The sequence below is a fragment of the Nonomuraea sp. NPDC059023 genome (genome assembly GCF_042740095.1).
Lineage (GTDB): Bacteria > Actinomycetota > Actinomycetes > Streptosporangiales > Streptosporangiaceae > Nonomuraea.
The window spans coordinates 160,754-183,205 of sequence record NZ_JBHYIO010000025.1 but is presented as its reverse complement, the minus strand read 5'-3'; the positions used below and the strand labels follow the sequence as shown (position 1 = coordinate 183,205).

At 70.8% G+C, this 22,452-nt stretch carries 17 protein-coding genes; 10 read left to right on the top strand and 7 right to left on the bottom strand.

The features are described 5' to 3' along the window. Positions 1 to 37 precede the first annotated feature (37 nt). Positions 38 to 994, bottom strand: a complete 957-nt coding sequence (locus tag ACFWYW_RS36250; RefSeq protein ID WP_379610646.1) for a LysR family transcriptional regulator — start codon at positions 992 to 994, stop codon at positions 38 to 40. 165 nt (positions 995 to 1,159) lie between these two features. On the opposite strand from ACFWYW_RS36250, the gene ACFWYW_RS36245 reads away from it, so the two are divergent. The 4 genes from ACFWYW_RS36245 (at position 1,160) to ACFWYW_RS36230 (ending at position 5,839) form a co-directional block, all read left to right on the top strand. Beyond that, complete coding sequence (locus ACFWYW_RS36245; RefSeq protein WP_379610645.1) at positions 1,160 to 1,930, top strand: succinate dehydrogenase cytochrome b subunit; 771 nt, start codon at positions 1,160 to 1,162, stop codon at positions 1,928 to 1,930. Continuing rightward, entirely contained in the window at positions 1,927 to 3,852 is a 1,926-nt protein-coding gene (locus tag ACFWYW_RS36240; RefSeq protein WP_379610644.1) for a fumarate reductase/succinate dehydrogenase flavoprotein subunit, read from the top strand. Before ACFWYW_RS36245 ends, ACFWYW_RS36240 begins: the two co-directional genes overlap by 4 nt. Before the next feature lies 1 nt (position 3,853). After that, entirely contained in the window at positions 3,854 to 4,591 is a 738-nt protein-coding gene (locus ACFWYW_RS36235) for a succinate dehydrogenase/fumarate reductase iron-sulfur subunit (protein WP_379610643.1), read from the top strand. Positions 4,592 to 4,705: 114 nt separating this feature from the next. Further along, entirely contained in the window at positions 4,706 to 5,839 is a 1,134-nt protein-coding gene (locus ACFWYW_RS36230) for an NAD(P)/FAD-dependent oxidoreductase (RefSeq protein WP_379610783.1), read from the top strand. On the opposite strand, the gene ACFWYW_RS36225 is transcribed toward ACFWYW_RS36230, so the two are convergent. The 5 genes from ACFWYW_RS36225 to ACFWYW_RS36205 all read right to left on the bottom strand — a co-directional run bounded on the left by ACFWYW_RS36225 (position 5,829) and on the right by ACFWYW_RS36205 (position 12,908). Then, positions 5,829 to 6,461 carry a phosphotransferase gene (locus ACFWYW_RS36225; RefSeq protein ID WP_379610642.1) on the bottom strand — a complete coding sequence of 211 codons (633 nt, stop codon included), beginning with the start codon at positions 6,459 to 6,461 and terminating at the stop codon, positions 5,829 to 5,831. The two genes, ACFWYW_RS36230 and ACFWYW_RS36225, sit on opposite strands and share 11 nt — an antisense overlap. Beyond that, on the bottom strand, positions 6,458 to 7,138 hold the full coding sequence (gene narI / locus ACFWYW_RS36220; protein ID WP_379610641.1) for a respiratory nitrate reductase subunit gamma: 681 nt from the start codon (positions 7,136 to 7,138) through the stop codon (positions 6,458 to 6,460). The genes ACFWYW_RS36225 and narI overlap by 4 nt, the downstream gene beginning before the upstream one ends. Beyond that, a complete protein-coding gene (gene narJ / locus ACFWYW_RS36215; protein WP_379610640.1) occupies positions 7,135 to 7,689 on the bottom strand; it encodes a nitrate reductase molybdenum cofactor assembly chaperone in 555 nt (184 codons plus the stop codon). Before narJ ends, narI begins: the two co-directional genes overlap by 4 nt. After that, positions 7,686 to 9,296, bottom strand: coding sequence for a nitrate reductase subunit beta (gene narH / locus ACFWYW_RS36210; protein WP_379610639.1), 1,611 nt, complete (start codon positions 9,294 to 9,296; stop codon positions 7,686 to 7,688). The genes narJ and narH overlap by 4 nt, the downstream gene beginning before the upstream one ends. 84 nt (positions 9,297 to 9,380) lie before the next feature. Beyond that, positions 9,381 to 12,908, bottom strand: coding sequence for a nitrate reductase subunit alpha (locus tag ACFWYW_RS36205; RefSeq protein ID WP_379610638.1), 3,528 nt, complete (start codon positions 12,906 to 12,908; stop codon positions 9,381 to 9,383). Between the two features lie 45 nt (positions 12,909 to 12,953). On the opposite strand from ACFWYW_RS36205, the gene ACFWYW_RS36200 reads away from it, so the two are divergent. The 3 genes from ACFWYW_RS36200 to ACFWYW_RS36190 all read left to right on the top strand — a co-directional run bounded on the left by ACFWYW_RS36200 (position 12,954) and on the right by ACFWYW_RS36190 (position 17,763). Next, positions 12,954 to 14,099, top strand: a complete 1,146-nt coding sequence (locus ACFWYW_RS36200; protein ID WP_379610637.1) for a nitrate/nitrite transporter — start codon at positions 12,954 to 12,956, stop codon at positions 14,097 to 14,099. Between the two features lie 39 nt (positions 14,100 to 14,138). After that, positions 14,139 to 15,827, top strand: a complete 1,689-nt coding sequence (locus ACFWYW_RS36195; RefSeq protein WP_379610636.1) for an ABC transporter ATP-binding protein — start codon at positions 14,139 to 14,141, stop codon at positions 15,825 to 15,827. Positions 15,828 to 16,011: 184 nt separating this feature from the next. After that, positions 16,012 to 17,763 (top strand): ABC transporter ATP-binding protein, encoded by a 1,752-nt coding sequence (locus tag ACFWYW_RS36190; protein ID WP_379610635.1) that lies wholly within the window; start codon positions 16,012 to 16,014, stop codon positions 17,761 to 17,763. 484 nt (positions 17,764 to 18,247) lie between these two features. Here the strand turns inward: ACFWYW_RS36190 and ACFWYW_RS36185 are convergent, their stop codons facing one another. Further along, positions 18,248 to 18,895 carry a DUF998 domain-containing protein gene (locus ACFWYW_RS36185; RefSeq protein ID WP_379610634.1) on the bottom strand — a complete coding sequence of 216 codons (648 nt, stop codon included), beginning with the start codon at positions 18,893 to 18,895 and terminating at the stop codon, positions 18,248 to 18,250. Between the two features lie 74 nt (positions 18,896 to 18,969). On the opposite strand from ACFWYW_RS36185, the gene ACFWYW_RS36180 reads away from it, so the two are divergent. The 3 genes from ACFWYW_RS36180 to ACFWYW_RS36170 are packed head-to-tail and all read left to right on the top strand — an operon-like array spanning position 18,970 to position 22,198. Further along, entirely contained in the window at positions 18,970 to 19,287 is a 318-nt protein-coding gene (locus ACFWYW_RS36180) for a YciI family protein (protein WP_379610633.1), read from the top strand. Next, on the top strand, positions 19,284 to 21,614 hold the full coding sequence (locus tag ACFWYW_RS36175; protein ID WP_379610632.1) for a sigma-70 family RNA polymerase sigma factor: 2,331 nt from the start codon (positions 19,284 to 19,286) through the stop codon (positions 21,612 to 21,614). The genes ACFWYW_RS36180 and ACFWYW_RS36175 overlap by 4 nt, the downstream gene beginning before the upstream one ends. Beyond that, positions 21,611 to 22,198: a TIGR03086 family metal-binding protein gene (locus tag ACFWYW_RS36170; protein ID WP_379610631.1), complete on the top strand. Its 588-nt coding sequence runs from the start codon at positions 21,611 to 21,613 to the stop codon at positions 22,196 to 22,198. Before ACFWYW_RS36175 ends, ACFWYW_RS36170 begins: the two co-directional genes overlap by 4 nt. Positions 22,199 to 22,452 lie beyond the last annotated feature (254 nt).

The following is a 22,452-nucleotide window of genomic DNA, read 5'->3' as shown; positions in this document are numbered from 1 at the left end:
GCACTGCCCTCTCCACTGCCTCGTAGCGATCGCTGGTTCATTCTGCGATGAGCTCGACCCCTTGTGGAAGCGTCCCTTCGTGGGCGGCCTCGACGAGAAATGTCCGCAGAGTAGCGCGGAACGCCTGGGCCGCGCGGGTCGGTTCGACGTCCTTGCGGTTGGCCAGCGCGATCGTGCGGCTCAGGCCCGGTGGCGCCAGCGGTGTGCCGGTCAGTCCCGGGCGCCCGTCGAGCACCATCGACGGCACCACGGCCACGCCGAGACCCGCCTCCACGAACCGCAGCACCGCGTCCATCTCGCCGCCCTCGACCGCGAAGCGCGGCTCGAAGCCCGCCTGACGGCAGGCCGCGAGCGTGGCCTCGCGCAGGTCGTAGCCGCGCCGGAACATCACCATCGGCCGTCCGCGCAGGTCCTCGATCCGCACGTACGGCCGGCGGATCGCCATGTCGTCACCCACCGGCCCGGCCCGCCGGTGGCTGGGAGAGACGACGACCAGGTTCTCCCGCAGGATCTCCTCGGTCACCAGTGAGGGGTCGTCGTGCTGGAGCGGCGTGATGATCAGCGAGAGGTCGATCTGCCCGCGGGCCAGCGCCCTGACCAGGTCGCGCGAGCCGCCTTCCTCGACGTGGAGCCGGATGCCCGGATAGTCGCGGTGGAAGCGGGCCAGCGCGTCGGCCAGCAGCCCGGCGCACAGGGACGGGGTGGCGCCCAGCCGTACGCGGCCGCGGCGCAGCCCCGCCAGCTCGGCCACCTCCTGCCGGGCGGTGTCGGCGTCGGCGAGCATGCGGCGGGCCAGCGGCAGGAGCGCCTCGCCCGCGGGGGTGAGCGTGACGTTGCCGCGGGCGCGGGAGAACAGCGGCGCGCCGAGTTCGGTCTCCAGGGCCTTGATCTGCTTGCTCAGCGACGGCTGGGCCACGCGCACGCTCTCGGCGGCCTGGGTGAAGTGCCTGGTCTCGGCTACCGCGACGAAATAGGCGAGCTGCTGCAATTGCATGATCTCCATAGCTTACGGCTATCGCCGGGCTGTGATTTTGCTCGCACGCGTGCTTTGTGGAATTTGCGGCAGCCGTACGAAACCAAGGGTCATAGCCCTTGGCTATGGAAACCAGATCCATGATGACTTGGACGGATCATCCCTGGATACCTAGCGTTCCAAGATGTGACTGCCACGATTGAGCGCGGGGCCGCGACGGCGCCCGTGAGTCCCCCCAAGACGGAAGCCGGGAAGACCCCTGCTCCGCCAACGCCCAAGAAGTCCCGCGGGTTCCTGAGCTCGTCGAACGGCAGGAAAGTCATCATGGCCGTCACGGGCGCCGTGATGGTGGGCTTCCTCGCCCTGCACATGCTGGGCAACCTGAAGATCTTCTACGGCCGGGATTCGTTCAACGAGTACGCGCACTGGCTGCGGACGTTGCTGCAGCCGTTCCTGCCGTACCGGGGCGTGGTGACCCTGCTGGAGATCACCCTCTTCGTGGCCGTGGTCCTGCACCTGTGGGCGGCCATCACGCTGACCCGCCGCGCGCGCAAGGCCAGGCCGGTGAAGTACGTGGCCAAGAAGTCGCAGGCCACCGGGTACGCCACGCACATCATGCGCTGGGGCGGCGTCACCATCGCGCTCTACATCGTCTGGCACCTGCTCGACCTGACCTTCGGCGTGGTCAACCCCGCCGGGGTCAACTCCGCGCCCGCCGACCGCATGATCGAGGGCTTCCAGCCCGGCCGCTGGTGGGTCACGGCCATCTACGTGATCGCCATCCTCCTGGTCGGCCTGCACCTGCGCCACGGCATCTGGTCGGCCTTCCAGACGCTGGGCTGGGTCAAGGGAGAGCGCCGCCGGGTGGTGAAGCTGGGCGCGCTCGCGGTCTCGGCCGTGCTCGTGCTCGGGTTCCTCGCGCCGCCGCTGGCCATCATGTTCGGAGTAGTCAAGTGATCGAATACACCGAGGGCGAAGCCCTCCGGGACGCCAAGGCCCCGGAAGGCCCCATCGAGGAGCGGTGGGCCAAGCGGAAGTTCGCCGCCAAGCTCGTCAACCCCGCCAACAAGCGCAAGCTCAACGTCATCGTGGTCGGCACCGGCCTGGCCGGCGGCTCGGCCGCCGCGACCCTCGGCGAGCTGGGCTACAACGTCAAGTCGTTCTGCTACCAGGACTCGCCCCGGCGGGCGCACTCGATCGCCGCCCAGGGCGGCATCAACGCGGCGAAGAACTACCGCGGCGACGGCGACTCGATCTACCGGCTCTTCTACGACACCGTCAAGGGCGGAGACTTCCGCGCCCGGGAGTCGAACGTCTACCGCCTGGCCGAGGTTTCGGTGAACATCATCGACCAGGCCGTGGCCCAGGGCGTGCCGTTCGCCCGCGAGTACGGCGGCCTGCTCGACACCCGCTCCTTCGGCGGCGCGCAGGTCTCGCGGACCTTCTACGCCCGCGGCCAGACGGGCCAGCAGCTCCTGCTGGGCGCCTACCAGGCGCTGGAGCGGCAGGTGAAGGCCGGCACCGTCGAGATGTTCACCCGGCACGAGATGCTGGAGCTGATCGTCTCCGACGGCCGGGCGCGCGGCATCATCGTGCGTGACATGGTCACCGGCGAGATCGAGCGGCACACGGCCGACGCGGTCGTGCTGGCCACCGGCGGCTACGGCAACGTCTTCTTCCTGTCCACCAACGCCAAGGGCTGCAACACCACGGCCATCTGGCGGGCACACGAGCGCGGCGCGTACTTCGCCAACCCGTGCTACACGCAGATCCACCCGACCTGCATCCCGGTCTCCGGCGAGTACCAGTCGAAGCTGACGCTGATGTCGGAGTCCCTGCGCAACGACGGCCGGGTGTGGGTACCGGTGGCCGCCGGCGACCAGCGCGCCGCCGGCGACATCCCGGACGAGGAGCGCGACTACTACCTGGAGCGCATCTACCCGGCCTTCGGCAACCTGGTGCCGCGTGACATCGCCTCGCGCGCGGCCAAGAACGTCTGCGACGAGGGCCGCGGCGTCGGCCCCGGCGGCCTGGGCGTCTACCTCGACTTCCGCGACGCGATCGCCCGCCTCGGCCGCGACGCCGTCGAGAAGAAGTACGGCAACCTCTTCGAGATGTACGAGCGCATCACCGGCGAGGACCCCTACACCCAGCCGATGCGCATCTACCCCGCCGTGCACTACACGATGGGCGGCCTGTGGGTGGACTACGACCTGCAGTCCACGGTCCCGGGCCTGTTCGTGATCGGCGAGGCCAACTTCTCCGACCACGGCGCCAACCGCCTGGGCGCGTCGGCGCTGATGCAGGGCCTGGCCGACGGCTACTTCGTGCTGCCGACCACGCTGGGCGACTACCTGGCCAACGGCCCGTACGGCGAGGTCGACGAGGAGGCCGTCGCCGAGGCCGAGATCAAGGTACGCACCAAGATCGACCGCCTGATGGCCGTCAACGGCACCCGCACGCCGGACTCCTTCCACCGCGAGCTCGGCAAGATCATGTGGGACTACTGCGGCATGGAGCGCACCGACGAGTCGCTGCGCAAGGCCCTGGACCTGATCCCGGCCCTGCGCGCGGAGTTCTGGCGCAACGTCAAGGTCAGCGGCACGCCGGAGGAGCTCAACCAGGTGCTGGAGAAGGCCGGCCGGGTGGCCGACTTCTTCGACCTGGCCGAGCTGATGTGCCTGGACGCGCTGGTACGCACCGAGTCCTGCGGCGGCCACTTCCGCGCCGAGTCGCAGGACGCCGACGGCGAGGCGCTGCGCGACGACGACCACTTCGCGCACGTCTCGGCCTGGGAGCGCACCCCCGACGGCCCGGTGCTGCACAAGGAAGCGCTCGAGTACGACTACGTCAAGATGAGCCAGCGGAGCTACAAGTAAAATGGATCTCACCCTCAAGGTATGGCGGCAGAGCGGCCCGGACGACGCCGGGCGCATGGTCACCTACCTGGCCAAGGACGTCTCCCCGGACATGTCCTTCCTGGAGATGCTCGACGTCGTCAACGAAAAGCTGATCCTGGAGGGCGACGACCCGATCGCCTTCGACCACGACTGCCGCGAGGGCATCTGCGGCATGTGCGGCATGGTCATCAACGGCGTGGCCCACGGCGAGCAGCGCGCCACGACGACGTGCCAGCTCCACATGCGCCACTTCGAGGACGGCGCCGAGATCACCATCGAGCCGTGGCGGGCCGCTCCCTTCCCGGTCATCAAGGACCTGGTCGTGGACCGCAGCGCCTTCGACCGCATCATCCAGGCGGGCGGGTTCGTCTCGGTCCCGGCCGGCTCCGCGCCGGACGCGCACGCGGTCCCGGTCCGCAAGGAGGACGCCGACGACGCCTTCGACGCCGCCACCTGCATCGGCTGCGGCGCCTGCGTGGCGGCCTGCCCGAACGGCTCGGCGTCGCTGTTCACCGCGGCGAAGATCACCCACCTGTCGCTGCTCCCGCAGGGCCAGCCCGAGCGCCTCAGCCGCGCCAAGGCGATGGTGGACCAGATGGACGCCGAGGGCTTCGGCGGCTGCACCAACACCGGCGAGTGCACGGCGGTCTGCCCGAAGGGGATCCCGCTGGACACCATCGCCCAGATGAACACCGAGTACCTGAAGGCCAGCAGGTAGCGGTCCGGGAGAAGGCCGCACGCCGGAGGGGGGTGCGGCCTTTTTCACGCCCCTGTGTGCACGATGTACACTTTGTGACGACAGTGTTCGCTTAGTTGGGGGACGGCATTGAACGTGGTCATCGTGGGCGCCTCGATCGGTGGGCTGACCGTGGCCGAGGTGCTGCGGCGCAGGGGGTTCGACGGCACGATCACGCTCGTGGGGGAGGAGCGCCACCTGCCCTATGATCGTCCGCCGCTGTCCAAACAGGTCCTCACCGAGTCCTGGCCGGCCGAGCGCACCCGGTTGCTCGGCCGGGACGCGTTCGACGGGCTGGACGTGGAGTGGGTGCTCGGGCGGCGGGCCGTACACCTGGATCGGGGTGAACGGGTGGTGGGGCTGGACGACGGGCGGCGGCTGCCGTACGACCGGTTGGTGATCGCGACCGGGCTGAGGCCGCGGCGGCTGCCCGGCCAGCCCGTCCTGGACGGGCTGCACACCTTGCGCACGCTCGACGACGCGCTCGCGCTGCGCGGGGAGCTGAAGGACGCCGGGCGGGTGGCGGTGGTCGGCGCGGGCGTGCTGGGGTGCGAGGTCGCCGCCGCCGCGCGCACGCTCGGCCTGGAGGTGACGCTGGTCGAGCCCGCGTCGGTCCTCATGGCCCGCCACCTGGGCGCCAGGCTCGGCGCGCTCGTCGCGCGCACACACCGCCGGCACGGCGTGGACGTGCGGGTCGGCACCGAGGTCAACGCCTTCACTGGTACGGCCGGCCGCACCGACGGCCTGGAACTGACCGGAGGCGAGAAGATCCCCGCCGACCTGGTGATCGTCACCGCGGGCGCGGTTCCGGCCACCGGCTGGCTCACCGGCAGCGGCCTGGACCTGAGCGACGGCGTCACCTGCGACGCCTACGGTGAGGTGGCCCCCGGCGTCTACGCGGTCGGCGACGTGGCCCGCTTCCCGACGGGCCGCGTGGAGAGCCGGACGAACGCCACGGAACAGGCCCTGGCCGTCGCGGGCAACATCCTCGGCGACGAGCGGCCGTTCTCCTCGATCCCCTACTTCTGGACCGACCAGTACGACGTGAAGCTCCAGATCCACGGCCGGATCGGCCAAGACGACCGGATCCGGTGGATCGAGGGCGAACCCGGCGCCGACCGCTGGGTCGCTCTGGCGGAGAACGGCGACGAGGTGACCGCGGCCATCGGCTGGAAGCACGCCAGGGGCGTCCGCCTGGCTCGGGAGAAGATCTCCGCGCTCAGCCGGTGAAGGCGGCCGTCGCCGCGACCCGCTCCCGCCAGAGCTCCTCGCCCTCCGGCCCCCATTCGGCGGCGAAGGCCAGCAGCGCGCGGCAGCGCTCCAGCATCGCCGCGTGCCGCTCCGGCCACTCGGGCACCGGCCCGCCGTAGGCCTCGAAGAAGTACGGCAGCGCCTGCTCGTGCTCGGGATGGTGGGTCCTGATGATCCACTCACACCACGCCAGGTCCTCGACCGGTTCGCCGCGGTGGGCCCACTCCCAGTCGAGCACCGCCGCGGTCTCGTGCGTCATCGGATCGATGATCAGGTTGTTGGGGCCGTAGTCGCCGTGGACCAGGACGCGGCCCCGGGCCGCGGGCATGGCGTGGATGGCGGCCAGCGTCCGCCCGCAGGCGGTCATGACCTCCTTGGCCAGCCCTTCGTCGAGGAGATCCTGACCATGGATGCCCGCGACGAACCGGGTGGTCAGGCTGGTGTCGCTGACCGCCTGCACGGCGGGCACGGGCACCCGGCCGCGCAGGCGGCGCAACATCTTCCGCTCGGTTTCCAGCCGTTCCGCGGCGCCCGGACCCAGATAACACTTCACGACCAGAGCGCCGTCGCCGAAGGTGCTGTTGGTGTAGCCATGCCTCACAGGGATTGATTCTGGCGTAGTCGGCTCCGGTAGACGATGTATGGGCGGAACAAGTACCCGACGGGTGCCGACAGCGCGTGCACGAGACGGGTGAACGGGAACAGCCCGATCATCACCATCCCGGCGATGACGTGCAGCTTGAAGAAGATGGTCGCCTCGGCCATCGCCTCGGCGTCCGGACGGAACACGAAGACGCTGCGGAACCACGGCGAGACCGAGTCGCGGTACTCCGCCCCGGTCAGCGTGGCCACCAGCCCGGCCACCACGGCCAGCGCGAGCGCGACGTACATGACCTTGTCGTTGACGGTAGTGGCGCGGAAGACCGGGCCGTTGCGCCGCCTGCGGTAGATGAGCAGGGCCAGCCCGGTGAGCACGGCCAGGCCGGCGAGGCCGCCGAAGACGCGGGCCAGCAGGTGGTAGGCGTGGTCGGACAGGCCGATCGCCTCCGTCCACGAGGCCGGGACGAACAGGCCGATCACATGCCCGGCGATCACGAACACCAGCCCGTAGTGGAACAGCGGCGAGGCGATCCGCAGCAGGCGCGACTCGTAGAGCTGCGACGAGCGGGTCGTCCAGCCGAACTTGTCGTAGCGGTAGCGCCAGAGCAGCCCGCCGATCAGGACCACCAGCGTCACGTAGGGCGCGATCACCCAGAAGAACGTCTCGCCGTAGTTCACCGGTACACCCCCACGGACTCGGCGGGCGGGCCGTCCTGCGCCAGCCGGGCCGCCGCCGCCCGCTGTTCCGCGGTCGGCTCCGGCAGGGCGCCGCGCACGCCGTCCAGCACGATCGTGTACGGCGAGCCGTACCCGTCCAGCGCCGAACGCAGCAGCTCGATCCCCACCCGGTGCTCGGCCAGCAGCGCGGCCCCGGCGGCGTCCAGGGCGGCGAACTCCAGCATCACCGGCAGGAAGTCCGGCAGCTCGTCGTCCATCAGCTCCCACCCGGCGGCCCGGTAGCGCCCCTTGAGCGCGGCCAGCGACTCGCCGCGCCGCCGTGTGTCGCCGTCGGCGTAATAGGTGAGATAGAGGCAGCAGCGCCGTTTGAGGTCGAACATGTCGACGTAGTGCGCGGCCAGCTCGCCCGGCCCCATGGCGTGAATGGCGGCGGCGAACCCGGGGAAGTACGGCGCGGCGGCCCGCTCGATCAGCGGCAGCCGTCCCCAGAACCGCTCGTCGGGGTAGGCCAGCAGGTGTGCGGCGGCCTGCCAGGTCACAGCCTTGTTCATGATGCCTCGCCCCTCTTCGGCGGGAACAGGCCGGCGGGTTTGCCCCTGCCGTCCCAGTTGAGGAGGTTGACCCGCTCGCGAGTGGTCTCCTCGCCGGTCTGGCGCTGCTTCAGCCCGTGGAAGCTCTCGATCGACACCGGCACCGGCCGGCCCGAGCCCTCCCCGAACGGCCCCGCCATCCCGGGCCCGCCGTCGTAGTCGAGGCTGCAGCCGATCTCCTCCACGGCCCCGGGCGTCTTGGAGTAGGCGGACGGGATGACGTAGCGCTCGTCGTAGCGGGCCAGGGCCAGTAGCCGGTACATGTCGTGGATGTCCTCGGCCGACAGCCCCGAGTGCGGCAGCTCGGGCTCCTCGCCCAGGTTGACGGCGCGCATGTACGAGCGCATGGCCGCCAGCCGCCGCAGCGCCGCCGTCACCGGCACCGGGTCGCCGGCGGTGAACAGCTCGGCCAGGTACTCCACCGGGATGCGCAGCGCCTCGACGGCGGCGAACAGGTTGCCGGCGTCCTCGCCGTCGTGCCCGGAGCCGGCCAGCGCGTCCACGACGGGCGAAAGCGGCGGCACGTACCAGACCATCGGCAGCGTGCGGTACTCCGGGTGCAGCGGCAGCGCGACCCGGTATCGCATGATCAGGTCGTGCACGGGCGAGCGGCGGGCCGCCTCGATCCAGTCGTCGGGCAGCCCGGAGGCGGCAACGGCCGGGTCGTCAGGGTCGACGAAGAGCGACAGCTGCGCCTCGTACAGCTCCTTGTCGTCGGTGATGCTCGCCACCTCGCCCACCCGGTCGGCGTCGTAGAGCATGACGCCCAGGTAGCGCAGGCGGCCGACGCACGTCTCCGAGCACACGGTCGGCAGCCCGACCTCCACCCTGGGGTAGCAGAACGTGCACTTCTCGGCCTTGCCGGTGCGGTGGTTGAAGTAGATCTTCTTGTACGGGCAGCCGGTCACGCACATCCGCCAGCCCCTGCAGCGGTCCTGGTCCACCAGGACGATGCCGTCCTCCTCGCGCTTGTAGAGGGCGCCGGAGGGGCAGGAGGCGACGCAGGACGGGTTCAGGCAGTGCTCGCAGATGCGCGGCAGGTAGAACATGAACGCCTGCTCGAACTCCAGCTTCACCTGGTCGCCGACCCTGCGCAGGATCGGGTCTTCCGACGGGTCGCCGCCGAGATTGTCGTCCCAGTTGGCGCTCCAGCGGATCGCCATGGGTTCGCCGCTGATCAGCGAGCGCGGCGGCGCGACCGGGATGTCGTCGCCGAGCGGGGCGCGGGTGAGGTTCTCGTAGTCGTAGGTCCAGGGTTCGTAGTAGTCCTGGATGTTCGGCATGAGCGGGTTGGCGAAGATGCCGAGGAGCTTGCGTAGCCGGCCGCCCGCCCGCAGCCGCAGCCGGCCCTTGTTGTCCACCTCCCAGCCGCCGCGCCACCGGTCCTGGTCCTCATAGCCGCGCGGATAGCCCTGGCCGGGGCGGGTCTCGACGTTGTTGAACCAGGCGTACTCGACCCCCGCCCGGTTGGTCCACGTCTGCTTGCAGGTGACCGAGCAGGTGTGGCAGCCGATGCACTTGTCGAGGTTCATCACCATCGCGAGCTGAGCCATAACGCGCGGGCTCATTGGTCGCTCACCTCTCCTCCCTCTCTCCGCGGAGCTCCTCGTACCTCGGACCTCCACTCCGTTCGGTGCGTCGGGTTCGCTCCATCAGTACGTCACCTCCTGTGAGCGCCTCCTGATCACGGTGATCTCGTCGCGCTGGTTGCCGGTCGGGCCGAGGTAGTTGAAGGCGTACGAGAGCTGGGCGTACCCGCCGATCATGTGGGTGGGTTTGATCAGCACGCGGGTGAGCGCGTTGTGGATGCCGCCGCGCCGTCCGGTCGCCTCCGACTTCGGCACGTCGATCACCCGGTCCTGGGCGTGGTGCATGTAGACCGTGCCCTCGGGCATCCGGTGGGAGACGATCGCCCTGGCCACGACCACGCCGTTGCGGTTGGTGGCCTCGATCCAGTCGTTGTCGGCGGCGCCGATCTTCGCGGCGTCCTGGACCGACATCCAGATCACCGGACCGCCGCGTGAGAGCGACAGCATGAGCAGGTTGTCCTGGTACTCGGAGTGGATGGACCACTTCGAGTGCGGCGTCAGATACCGCACCACCAGCATGTCCGCGCTCCCCTCGCCGAACAGGGCGGTCATGTCCAGCGGCGGCCGGTAGACCGGCAGGGCCTCGCCGTACTCGTGCATCCAGTCGTGGTCGAGGAAGAAGTGCATCCGGCCGGTCAGCGTGTGCCACGGCTTGTGGTGCTCGACGTTGATGGTGAAGGGGGAGTAGCGGCGGTCGTGCGACTCCTTGCCCGACCACTCCGGGCTGGAGGCCACGTGCGTGGGCCTGGCCTGGGTGTCGGCGAAGACGATGCGGTGGTCGCGGTGGACGAGCTCGCCGAAGTCGGTGCCGGTCCGCTCGGCGAGCTGCCCGAAGCCCTGGGCGGCCAGCCGCCCGTTGCTGACCCCCGACAGCGCCAGGATCGCCTCGCACGCCTTGGCCTCGGTGTCGAGCATCGGCCGTCCCTTGGCGACGCCACGCGGCACCAGCCCGCACCGCTCGCCGAGCCAGACCACCTCCTCGTCGGGCATGAACACCACGCCCTTCACCGGCAGCCCCTTGCGCTCGGCCAGCGGGCCGAGCGCCGCCATCTTCTCGGCGACCGCGCCGTAGTCGCGCTCGACCACCACCAGGTTGGGCGTGACGCGGGCGGGCGCGCGCCCGCCCGGCTGGGCGATCTCGCCGGGCGTGTCGTGCTGGTACGGCAGCGCCACGACGTCCTTCCTGACCCCGAGCCGGTCCTTGGCCATGGCGCTGAAGGCCCTGGCGATCGCGTGGAAGGCGTGGAAGTCGCTCTTGGTCTCCCACGGCGGCGTGATGGCCGGGTTGAACGCGTGCACGAACGGGTGCATGTCCGTCGAGGACAGGTCGTGCTTCTCGTACCAGGTCGCCGCGGGCAGCACGATGTCGGAGAACAACGTCGAGGACGTCATCCTGAAGTCCAGCGTCAGCAGCAGGTCCAGCTTGCCCCGCGGCGCCTGCTCGTCGGGCCCCGGCAGGTTCGAGCGCGCGCCGAGCAGATGGTGCAGGAAGTACTCGTTGCCCTTGGCGCTCGACCCCAGCAGGTTGGAGCGCCAGAGCGTCAGCACCCGCGGCCAGTTGCGCGGGTCGTCCGGGTCCTCGGCGGCGTAGCGCAGGGTGCCGTTGGCGAGCTCCTCCTGGGCGTTCGCGACCGGGTCCGCCGCGTCGCCCAGCTCCAGCGGGTTGCGGTCGAAGGCGGGCGCCATCGGCATCCAGCCGTTCCTGACCGCCTCGGCCACCAGGTCGGCGGTGTGCCTGCCGCGGAAGGCCCCGGGGCCGATCGGGGAGCTCAGATCGCCGGCGTCGAAGCGGTCGTAGCGCCACTGGTCGGTGTGCAGGTACCAGAACGGCGTGCCCGGCGTCTGCCGGGGCGGGCGCGACCAGTCCAGGCCGCCGGCCAGCTGCGCCCATCCGGTCTGCGGGCGGCACTTCTCCTGGCCCACGTAGTGCGCCCAGCCGCCGCCGTTGCGTCCCTGGCAGCCGGTCAGCATCAGCAGCGCCAGGAAGGCCCGGTAGATCGTGTCGCCGTGAAACCACTGGGTGGTCCCCGCGCCCAGGATGATCATGCAGCGGCCGCGGGTCTGCTCGGCCGTCGTGGCGAACTCCCTCACGATCTTGATCGCGCGGGCCGCCGGGACCTTCGTGATGGGCTCCTGCCAGGCCGGTGTGTACGGCTCCGACGCGTCGCCGTACCCGTGGGGCCAGCGGCCCGGCAGCCCGCGCCGGTGCACGCCGTACTGGGCCAGCATGAGGTCGAAGACGGTCGTGACCAGGTGCCCGCCGATCCGCCTGGCCGGGACGCCGCGGGTCAGCGGGCCGCCGCCGTCGAAGCGGGGCAGAGTAATCTCAACCGGCTCCGCGCCGTACAGCGTGAGCAGGGGCTCGGTGTCGAGCTTGAGGTTCCAGCGGCCCTTTCCGCGCTCGCCCCACCGGAAGCCGACCGAGCCGTTGGGCACGACCGGCTCGCCGTCCGCGCCCAGGAAGACGGTCTTCCACTCCGCCGACTCCTCCTGCGAGCCCAGGTCGGCGGCGGTCAGAAACTTGTCCGGCACGTGGCGGCCGTCGCGTTCGGTCAGCGTGACGAGGAAGGGCAGGTCGGTGAACCGGCTGACGTACTCGGTGAAGTACGGCACCTGCCGTTCGACGAAGCACTCCCTCAGCAGCACGTGGCCCATCGCCATGGCCAGCGCGCCGTCCGTGCCCGGGTTCACCGCCAGGAACTCGTCGGCGAACTTGGCCGCGTCGTTGTAGTCGGGGGCGACCACCACCACCTTCTGGCCCCGGTAGCGGGCCTCGGCCATCCAGTGGGCGTCGGGCGTGCGGGTGACCGGGACGTTGGCGCCCCACAGCATCAGGTACGCCGCGTCCCACCAGTCGGCCGACTCGGGTACGTCGGTCTGGTCGCCGAAGACCTGGGGGGAGGCGACCGGCAGGTCGGCGTACCAGTCGTAGAAGCTGAGCATGGTCCCGCCGATCAGCGAGACGAACCGGGCGCCGATCGCGTGACTGACCATGGACATGGCGGGGATGGGGGAGAAGCCGGCCACACGGTCGGGGCCGTAGGTCGCGATGGTGTGGACGTGGGCGGCGGCGATCATCTCGGTGGCGAGGTCCCAGGTGATCCTGACGAGGCCGCCTTGGCCGCGGGCGCGTTGGTAGGTCTCCCGCTTTTCCGGATTTGTCGTGATTTCGGCCCAGGCGGCTACCGGGTCGAGGCCGCTGCCGCGGGCTTCGCCGTACATCCTGACCAGGACGCCCCGCGCGTACGGGTAGCGGATCCGCGTCGGCGAGTAGGTGTACCAGGAGAAGGCGGCGCCGCGCGGGCAGCCGCGCGGCTCGTACTCGGGGCGGTCGGGGCCGACGCTCGGGTAGTCGGTCTGCTGGGTCTCCCAGGTGATGATGCCGTCCTTGACGTAGACCTTCCACGAGCACGAGCCCGTGCAGTTCACGCCGTGCGTCGAGCGGACCACCTTGTCGTGGCTCCACCGGTCGCGGTAGAAGGCGTCGCCCTCCCGGCCGCCGGACAGGTAGACGGTCCGCAGGTCCTGGCCCGTGACCGATCTGCGGAAGAACCGGCCGGTCTTCAGGAGGATGTCCTCCGCCTCACTCATACCCCCACTTCATCACACTCTGTAGTGACCTGTTACACAGGGTGCATGCGTGTGCGAAATCTTGTGCTGGCGACGGCGGCCTTCACCATCACCTTCTGGGCGTGGAACCTCATCGGCCCGCTGTCCGGCAGCTACAGCAAGGCACTGCACCTGTCGCCGACCGAGACGTCGATGCTGGTCGCGATCCCCGTGCTGGTCGGGTCGCTGGGGCGGATCCCGGTCGGGATGCTGGCCGACAAGTTCGGCGGGCGGCTGATGTTCGCGATCATCTGCTTCGTCTCGATCGTGCCGGTCCTGTTCGTGGGCTGGTCGAACTCCTACGGCTCGCTGCTGTTGTGGGGGTTTCTGCTGGGCATCCCGGGCACCTCGTTCGCGGTCGGCATCCCGTTCGTCAACTCCTGGTACGAGCCGGCGCGGCGCGGGTTCGCCACCGGCGTGTTCGGGGCCGGGATGGGCGGCACCGCCTTGTCCGCATTTTTCACGCCACGGCTGGTCGAATCGCTGGGCCGTTCCACGACACACCTGATCATGGGCGCCGCGCTCGCCGTCATGGGCGTGATCATGCTGCTCGCCAGCCGCAACTCGCCCGCCTGGCAGCCCAGCACCGAGCCCGCGCTGCCCCGCATGAAGGACGCGATGAAGATCAAGGCCACGTGGCAGTGCGCCTTCCTGTACGCGGTCGCGTTCGGCGGTTTCGTCGCGTTCTCCACCTACCTGCCCACGCTGCTGCAGAACGTCTACGAGTTCGCCCAGACCGAGGCGGGCCTGCGTACCGCCGGGTTCTCCATCGCCGCCGTGATCGCCCGCCCCCTCGGCGGCATCTCCTCCGACCGGATCGGCCCGATCAGGGTGCTGACGATCTCCTTCGCCGGCGCCGTCGCCATGGCCGTCGTCCTCGCCTTCAACCCGCCGCTGGAGATCCCCGCCGGGGTCAGCTTCGTGCTCATGGCCTTCTTTCTCGGCCTCGGCGCCGGCGGCGTCTTCGCGCTCGTCGCCAAGCTGGTCGAGGCCTCACGGGTCGGCACCGTCACCGGCCTCGTGGGCGCCGCCGGAGGGCTCGGCGGATACTTCCCGCCGCTGGTCATGGGCGCTGTCTACACCGCGACCGGCGCGTACACGATCGGCTACCTGCTCCTCGCGCTGACCGCGCTGACGGCCCTGCTCTACACCCTCCGGGGGTTCGGAAAATGATTTGCCTGGTCAGGGCGGCTTTGACAGCCTAGTCAGGCTATGCGCTCCCTGCCTGAAGCCGATCCCGGCACCCCTGACATACGCACGCCCTTCCGCTACCTGCTGTGGAACGCGCTGCGGCAGAAGACCGCGCTCGCGATCGGCATCGGCTTCGCCACCCTCTGGTGGCTGGGACAGGCGCTCGTCCCCGCCGTCCTCGGCAAGGGCGTCGACGCCGTCACCGCCAAGGACACCCGAGCGCTGCTGATCTGGTCGGCGGTGATGCTCGCGCTGGGCCTGCTGCAGGCCTTCGCCGGCATCATGCGCCACCGCTTCGCCGTCTACAACTGGCTGGCCGCCGCGTACCGCACCGTCCAGCTCACCACCCGCCACGCCACCCGCCTCGGCGCCACGCTCCCCAAGCGGCTGTCGACCGGCGAGGTCATCAGCGTCGGCAACTCCGACATCGCGCACATCGGCAGCTCGATGGACATCCTGCTGCGCGGCACCGGCTCGGTCGTGGCGATCGTCACCGTCACGATCTACCTCATCTCCACCTCCCTGCCGCTCGGCCTGCTCGTGCTCTTCGGCGTCCCGCTCATGGCCATCGCCGTCGGCCCGCTGCTCAAGCCGCTGCACAAACGCCAGAAGGCCCACCGCGACCTGCAGGGCGAACTGTCCACGCGCTCGGCCGACATCGTCTCCGGCCTGCGCGTCCTGCGCGGCATCGGCGGCGAGCAGGTCTTCTCCGGGCGCTACCAGGAAGAGTCGCAGCGCGTACGCCACGCCGGCGTCCGCGTGGCCGGCATCGAGTCGCTGCTCGAAGGCGCCCAGATCCTCCTGCCCGGCGTGCTCATCGCCGTCGTCACCGGCATCGGCGCCTCCTTCGCGCTCGGCGGCCAGATCACCGCAGGACAGCTCGTCGCCTTCTACGGCTACGCCGTCTTCCTCATCGGCCCCATGCGCACCCTCACCGAGGCCGCCGACAAGCTGACCAAGGGGCACGTGGCCGCGCGCCGCGTGGTCCGGATCCTGTCGATGGAACCCGAGGTCGACGGCGGCACCGGTACCTCCGAGGGCGGCGTCCTGCGCGACTCCTACAGCGGTGTCACCCTCCAGCCCGGCACCATGACCGCGCTGGCCGCCCCCACGCCCGAACAGGCCATCGAGGTCGCCGACCGCCTCGGCCGCTACGCCCACGGCGACGTCACCTTCGGCGGCGTCGACCTGGCCGAGCTGCCGATCCCCGAGGTCCGCGAGCGCATCCTGGTCGCCGACAACGCCGCCCGCCTGTTCTCCGGCCGCCTGCGCGACGAGCTCGACGTGCGCGGCAACGCCTCCATCGACGAGGTACGCCACGCGCTGCGGGCCGCCTGCGCCGAGGACATCGTGGACGCGCTGCCCGAAGGCCTCGACACCGTGGTCGCCGAGAGCGGCCGCGAGTTCTCCGGCGGCCAGCAGCAGCGGCTGCGCCTGGCCCGCGCCCTGGTGGCCGACCCCGAGGTGCTCATCCTCGTCGAACCCACCAGCGCCGTCGACGCCCACAGCGAGGCCCGCATCGCCGAACGGCTCGCCAAGGCACGCGCCGGCAAGACCACGCTGATCTGCACCACCAGCCCGCTCGTGCTCGACCGCACCGAGCACGTCGTCTACCTGGAGGACGGCCGCGTCCACGCCGAAGGCCCGCACCGCGAACTGCTCGCCACGTCCAGCGCCTACTCGGCGACCGTCACGAGAGGAGAGGACTGAACATGGCTGCGGAGCGAACCCGACGCAGCGAACGGAGTGGAGGGCCGAGGTACGAGGCACTCCGCGGAGTGAGTGAGGAGTGGTGAGCGACCTATGAGCAGTGAGCGAACCCGACGCAGCGAGCGGAGTGGAGGGCCGAGGTACGAGGCACTCCGCGGAGTGAGTGAGGAGTGGTGAACGACAAATGAGCAGGGAAATCCTGCCGGTTGCCGATCAGAAGCAGGTTCGTGCCTACGCTCGCCGGCTGACGCTCAAATACCCGCGTCAGCTCTCTGTCGCGCTCGCGCTGCACGGGCTGGCCGCCGTGTCGGGTCTGGCCGTGCCGTGGCAGCTCGGCAACCTGGTCCAGGATGTACAGGACGGCGCCCGGGTCAACGTGTGGTTCGTCGGCCTGGCCATCGGCGGCTTCCTGCTCATGCAGGCGTTGCTGGTACGTTTCGCCGTGCTCGCCTCCTCCCGGCTGGGCGAGCGGGTGCTGGCGGAACTGCGCGAGGAGTTCGTCGACCGGGTGCTCGGGCTGCCGCTGTCCACCGTCGAGCGGGCGGGCTCCGGTGACCTGATCACCCGTACGTCGCGGGACGTCGACTCGCTGTCCAGGACGGTGCGGCACGCCGTACCGGAGACACTGATCGCGGTCGTCACCTTCACCATCACCGTCGGCGCGCTGCTGCTGGTCAGCCCGCTGCTCACGCTGCCCATGCTGATCGCCGCGCCCATCCTGTGGATCGCCACCCGCTGGTACCTGCGGCGGGCGCGTGACGGTTACCTGCGCGAGAACGCGGCCTACGCCGACATGACCGAGGGCCTGGCCGAGACCGTGGAAGGCGCCCGTGCCGTGGAGGCTCTGGGCCTGCAGCGCCGGCGCGCCGACCGTACCGACCGGGACATCACCGCCTCCTACGCCGCCGAGCGCTACACCCTCGGGCTGCGCACGGTCTGGTTCCCCGCCGTGGAGCTCGGCTACGTGCTGCCCGTCGTCATCAGCCTGCTGATCGGCGGCCTCTTCTACATCAACGACTGGGTCACGCTCGCCCAGGTAACCGCCGCCACCCTCTACGCGCAGCAGCTCATCGACCCGCTCGACCGCTTCCTCATGTGGATCGACGAGCTCCAGGTCGGCGGCGCCGCCATGTCCCGCCTGCTGGGCGTGGCGAACGTGCCCGACGACCGCACCGCCACCGGCGCCCGCCCCTCCGGCGAACACCTGAAGGCCGACGACGTCCGCTACGCCTACCGGGCCGGTCGGGACGTCCTCCACGGCGTCTCGCTGACCGTCGCGCCCGGCGAACGCCTGGCCATGGTCGGCCCGTCCGGCGCCGGCAAGTCGACGCTCGGCAGATTGCTGGCCGGGATCCACGGCCCGCGCACCGGCGCCGTGACCGTCGGCGACGTCCCGCTGGTCGACCTCCCCCTGGACGACCTGCGCGGCCACGTCGCCCTCGTCACCCAGGAACACCACGTCTTCAAGGGCACGCTCCGCGACAACCTGCTCATCGCCCGTCCCGACGCCACCGACGATCGGGTACGGCAGGCGCTGGCGGCCGTCGACGCCCTCGACTGGGCGCTGGCCCTGGACGACGGCCTCGACACGGAAGTCGGCTCCGGCGGCCTCGCCGTCTCCCCCGCCCAGGCGCAACAGCTCGCACTGGCCCGCCTCGTGCTGGCCGACCCGCACACGCTGGTACTCGACGAGGCGACCTCCCTCATCGACCCGCGAGCGGCCAGAAACCTGGAACGCTCGCTGGCCGCCGTCCTGGAGGGACGGACCGTCATCGCCATCGCCCACCGCCTGTACACGGCCCACGACGCCGACCGGGTCGCGGTGGTGGAGGACGGGACGATCAGTGAGCTGGGCAGCCATGACGAACTGGTGGCACAGGGCGGCTCTTACGCGGCCTTGTGGTCCAGCTGGCACGGCACCCCCGCCCCCCGCTAACCCCCACCCCCACCCCCACCCCCACCCCAACCCCCACCCCAACCCCAACCCCCACCCCAACCCCCCAGCCCCCAGCCCAGCCCCCCAGCCCCCAGCCCAGCCCAGCCCCCAGCCCCGGCCCGTGGGGCCCGTCTCGTCGGGTTTCCGAGCCTCAGGCCACCCGCCCCACCGCTCGGGCTCCCGGCCCTCCGGCCCCCGGCCCCCGCCCCACCGCTCGGGCTCCCGGCCCTCCGGCCCTCCGGCCCCCGGCCCAGGGCTCCCCGGGTCTCCGGCTACCCGGTGTCGGTCTTCCGGGTTGGGGGTTTCGGGCATCCGGGTTCGGGTCTCGGGTCCTGGTTGTCCGGCCTCTGGGTGGTTGGGGGCTCTCCGGCTTATCCCGTCGCCCCGCGAGCGGGTGGTGGCTGATACGGGTGAGCCCCGCTCCGGGTTCCGGAGCGGGGCTTGGGTGGTGGGGTGCGAACGCTGTGCCGTACACGCTGATGGGTCAGGGGCGGTTGCGCAGGCGGTAGGCGACCGTGGAGACCCAGGCCAGTGCGAGCGACACCCCGATCGCCAGGGTGAGCGAGCCCATGCGGCCGCCGCTCATCGTCCAGCCGTTGCCCAGGATGACGGCCACGCCGGCTGCGCGGGAGATGATCGCGGAGGTACGGTCGCCGGTGCGGGTGAAGTGGCGGCCCAGGACGAAACCGGCGGCGGCCAGTGCGAGGAAGGTGATCGATCCGGCAGCCATGTGGGCGATCGCGTGCCAGCTCATCCCGGCCGGAGGGCCCGCCGGGGTGCCGACGGGGAAGCCGTCGGCGGCGTCCATGGTGAAGGCTCCGGCGGCGATCATCCCGACGCCTACGATGCGGATCAGGCGGGGCGTCCAGATGCCGCCCGGCTGGCCGTGCAGCGCGCGTCGCAGGCCGGTCGCGCCGGCGATGAACAGCACGCCGACCGTGACGAAGGTGGCGATCTGGATCCAGCCGAGTTCGCCGGTGGCCAGTTGGCTGAGAGGGTGGCGGGTGAGGTCGAAGCCCGCGCGGGTGAACGCCTGGGCCAGGGAGACCACCACCCAGACCGGCGCGGCGAGCGCGGCGGCGGCCAGCAGCGTACGGGTGGTGACGGGGCCGGTGACGGTGGTGGTGGTCATGTCTCTGGTCCTTTCGGTGTCTTCTGCCTACGCGTCGCCCGGGGCATGTGACAGGGAACGCTAAGGTGTGCGGCATGAGGTTTTTGCTGACGACCGTGGGCCAGCCGAGGGCTGATGAGACGCTTCAGATGGAGATGGGCAAGTTCATCCAGGAGCTGACGGAGGCGGGCGCTCTGATCGCCACCGGCGGCATGGAGCTGGGCGGCACCCTGATCAAGTCGGTCGGCGGCGAGATCACCGTCATGGACGGTCCGTTCGCCGAGGCCAAGGAGATGGCGGGCGGGTTCGCGCTGATCGAGGTCGGCTCCCGGGAGGAGGCGCTGGAGCTCTCCCGGCGTTTCTTCGCGATCATCGGGGATGGTGAGGGCAGGATGCAGCTGATCTACGGGTGACGGCCGCAGCCGCGGTCAGCGACGTCTGGAAGGCCGAGTCCGCACGGATCATCGCCGGCCTGACGCGGATGGTCCGGGACGTGGGCCTGGCCGAGGAACTCGCCCAAGACGCACTGGTCGCCGCCTTGGAGCAGTGGCCGGACCAGGGCGTACCCGACAATCCTGGGGCTTGGCTCATGACGGCCGCCAAGCGGCGTGCCGTCGACCACCTGCGGCGTGGCGAACGGCAGGAGCGCAAACACGCCGAGATCGCCCGCACGCTGGAGCAGGAGGCCGGCCGGGACGCGGACGAAGACCGAGACGCCGGCGCCGGTCGCGATGCGGAGCTGTCCGGGGCGTCGGGGCTGGATGATGATGTTCTGCGCCTGATGTTCATTTCGAGCCATCCGGTCCTGCCCACCGAGGAACGGGCGGCGCTGACCTTGCGCCTGCTCGGCGGCCTGACCTCCCAGGAGATCGCGCGCGCCTTCCTCGTCCCCGAGCAGACCGTCGCCCAGCGCATCGCCAAGGCCAAGCGCACGCTGGCCGACGAGCAGATCCCCTTCGAACTCCCGCCCGGCCCCGAACTCGCCACCCGCCTGGCCTCCGTCCTGGAGGTCCTCTACCTGATCTTCAACGAGGGCTACTCCGCCACGGCCGGCGACGACCTGACCCGCCCCGCCCTCGCCCTGGAAGCCCTCCGCCTGGGACGCCTGCTGGCCGGCCTGGCCCCCGGTGAGGCCGAGGTGCACGGTCTCGTCGCGCTGATGGAGATCCAGCAGTCGCGTTCCGCCGCCCGCACCGGCCCGTCCGGCGAACCCGTCCAGCTCCACGAGCAGGACCGTAGCCTCTGGGACCGGGACCTGATCAATCGCGGCTTCGCCTCGATGCTGCGTGCCCGCCAGTCCGGCGGCCCCCTGGGTCCCTACGTCCTGCAGGCCGCCATCGCAGTCTCCCACGCCCAGGCCGAGAGCGCCGCCGAGACCAACTGGCCCCAGATCGCCGCACTGTATGGGGCTTTGGCCCGCTTGATGCCTTCCCCGGTCGTCCAGCTCAACCGCGCCGTGGCGGTGGGCATGGCCGAGGGGCCGGAGGCGGGACTGGCCCTGATCGACGAGCTGACCAGGGACCCGGCCCTGAAGGACTACCACCCGCTGTCGGTGGTGCACGGCGACTTGCTGGCCCGGTTGGGGCGTCACGAGGAGGCCGGCACCCAGTTCGAACGCGCCGCCGCCCTGACCCGCAACGCCGCAGAACGCACCTTCCTCCTCAAACGCGCCACCACCCCACACCCACCCACCACCCCACACGCGCCAACCACCCCACACCCACCCACCACCCCACACGCGCCAACCACCCCACAGCCCGACACTGCCGGGCCGCACTCAGCCCTCGCCCCCGCGACCGCGACCACCGCCAAGACCGCGACCACGGCTACGCCCAAGACCACGGCTACGCCCAAGACCACGGCCGCGCCCGGCGGCACGACCAGGTCGCACGGTGTCACTGCGCCCGACACCGCCGCGCCTCAAGCCCTGCCCCGACCCGACAGCACCACCGCGCCCCACGCCCCGTCCGGGGTTGTTGGAGGTGAGGCAAGGTTGTTGGGGGAGGCGGTGGAGGGGTTTCTGGCGCGGGCGGATCTGGGGGCCGAGACGTTGCGGTCCTATGGGCAGACGTTGCGCAGGCTCCGGCTGGACCTGGGGCCGCGTACGCCGCTGGGTGCGGTGGACGGCGCGAAGGTGGCCAGGGTGTTCGCGCTCGCCTGGGGTACGGCCGCGCCCAAGACCTGGAACCGGCACCGCGCCGCCGTACGCTCATTCTCGGCATGGGCTGCCATCCCCGACCTCTCCACCGACCTGGAGCGCAGAACGGAGAGCCGCGAACGGCGCCCAGCCATGGACGGCCCCGCCCTGCAGGCCCTCTGGCGCCACCCGTCCCTACGCGAGCGGACCCTGTGGCATCTCATCTACGAGTCCGGCGCCGGCGCGAAGACCGTGCTGTCGCTCAACGTCGAGGACCTGGACCTGGAAGCGCGCCGCGCCCACGTGGGTCCGACGTGGATCACCTGGGGCTACGGCACCGCCGAACTCCTGCCCGATCTCCTGGCAGGCCGGTCGAGAGGCCCGGTCTTCCTGGCCGACCGCAGACCCGCGCCGGCCCGCAGGCCGAAGCCCGCCGACCTGTGCCCGGAGACGGGCCGGGGCCGCCTGTCGTACGAGCGTTCTGAGTACCTCTTCAAGCAGGCCTCCGGCGGCTACACTCTTCATCAGCTGAAAGTATGGAATAGAGCATTCCGTTCTGATATAGTGGAGTCATCGAACGACAGCGAAAGGCGCCTCCCATGACCGAGTGGAACATCCTCGCCCAGGCCCACACCGCCCTCCGCCAGGCCGTCGCCGGCGTCCCCGACAACGGCTGGCAGCTCCCCACCCCCTGCGCGGACTGGAACGTCACCCAAGTCCTCCAGCACGCCTCCGGCGACCAGCTCGGTTACGCCAGCTTCCTGACCGGCGGCCCCCGCCCCGAGGAGGACCCCTTCGCCCCCTCCGGCAACCTGTCGGCCTCGGTGGCGGACACCCTGGAGCCCGCCCTGGAAGCCGCCGAGCAGGCGTGGTCCGGGGTGGCCGAGGACGCTGTGGACGTCCCCGTCCCGCTCCCGCCCTTCAAGCTCCCCGCCCCGGTGGCCGTGGGCGCCTGCGCCCTGGACGCCGCCGTGCACGCCTGGGACATCGCCATGGCCACCGGCCGCCCCTCCCCGCTGACCGCCGACCTGGCCCGCGACCTCCTCCCCGTGGCCCACCAGATCGTCGAAGGCCCCCGCGCCTACGGCATGTACGCCGACGCCCTGGACGCCGAGGCCAACGACGACGCCGTGGCCACCCTCCTTCGCTACCTCGGCCGCAACCCCACCTGGACCCCCACCCCCTGACCCGACCGGAGGAACCGTGCGGCGGGGAGCTGCGGGGTGGCGCAGGAAGGGGAGCCGGAGGTCGGGAGGCCACTGGGGTCGGCGAAAGCCGCGGGCCAGGGCTTCGGCGTGGCAGCCCTCTGCGGGTCAACCCCTTGGGCATCTGCCCTCGGGGGTCAACCCTTGCGTGTCAGCGCCCCTGCGGGGTCAGCCCTCTGCGGGGTCAGGCCCTTGTGGGTTCGGGGTTTGGTGGGTGAAGCCCTCCGGCGGCCAGA

Coding starts and splice junctions, on each gene's coding strand:
- ACFWYW_RS36250 (WP_379610646.1), bottom strand. CDS start 994: ATGCAATTGCAGCAGCTCGCCTATTTCGTCGCGGTAGCCGAGACCAGG.
- ACFWYW_RS36235 (WP_379610643.1), top strand. CDS start 3,854: ATGGATCTCACCCTCAAGGTATGGCGGCAGAGCGGCCCGGACGACGCC.
- narJ (WP_379610640.1), bottom strand. CDS start 7,689: ATGAACAAGGCTGTGACCTGGCAGGCCGCCGCACACCTGCTGGCCTAC.
- narH (WP_379610639.1), bottom strand. CDS start 9,296: ATGAGCCCGCGCGTTATGGCTCAGCTCGCGATGGTGATGAACCTCGAC.
- ACFWYW_RS36205 (WP_379610638.1), bottom strand. CDS start 12,908: ATGAGTGAGGCGGAGGACATCCTCCTGAAGACCGGCCGGTTCTTCCGC.
- ACFWYW_RS36200 (WP_379610637.1), top strand. CDS start 12,954: ATGCGTGTGCGAAATCTTGTGCTGGCGACGGCGGCCTTCACCATCACC.
- ACFWYW_RS36195 (WP_379610636.1), top strand. CDS start 14,139: ATGCGCTCCCTGCCTGAAGCCGATCCCGGCACCCCTGACATACGCACG.
- ACFWYW_RS36190 (WP_379610635.1), top strand. CDS start 16,012: ATGAGCAGGGAAATCCTGCCGGTTGCCGATCAGAAGCAGGTTCGTGCC.
- ACFWYW_RS36185 (WP_379610634.1), bottom strand. CDS start 18,895: ATGACCACCACCACCGTCACCGGCCCCGTCACCACCCGTACGCTGCTG.
- ACFWYW_RS36180 (WP_379610633.1), top strand. CDS start 18,970: ATGAGGTTTTTGCTGACGACCGTGGGCCAGCCGAGGGCTGATGAGACG.
- ACFWYW_RS36170 (WP_379610631.1), top strand. CDS start 21,611: ATGACCGAGTGGAACATCCTCGCCCAGGCCCACACCGCCCTCCGCCAG.